This is a genomic window from Sulfitobacter sp. HI0040, assembly GCF_001634885.1.
Classification (GTDB): Bacteria; Pseudomonadota; Alphaproteobacteria; order Rhodobacterales; family Rhodobacteraceae; genus Sulfitobacter.
The window spans coordinates 1-256 of record NZ_LWEX01000407.1 but is presented as its reverse complement, the minus strand read 5'-3'; the positions used below and the strand labels follow the sequence as shown (position 1 = coordinate 256).

The 256-nt window shown below is 60.9% G+C and carries 1 protein-coding gene; it reads left to right on the top strand.

What is annotated here, in order from left to right; all coding sequences use genetic code 11:
* On the top strand, positions 1 to 256 hold a 256-nt coding region (locus A3728_RS16965; protein ID WP_150120861.1), incomplete at both ends, for a CBS domain-containing protein.

The window sequence follows — 256 nt, the reverse complement described above, 5'->3', positions numbered from 1 at the left end:
CAACGATTCCCTGCTGAAGAACTTCAAGATCGACGAAGGCGCGATGAAGCCCTATTTCGTGCCCGAAACCTCGACGCTGGACGAGCAGATGCGCCAGTTCCTGCGCCGCCGCACGCATTTCGCCCTCGTGGTGGATGAATACGGCTCGCTGCAGGGGTTGATCACCCTTGAGGACATCCTCGAAGAGATCGTGGGCGAGATCACGGACGAATTCGATCCCGACGCCGAACAGCCGCTGCAACCGGCGGAGGACGGG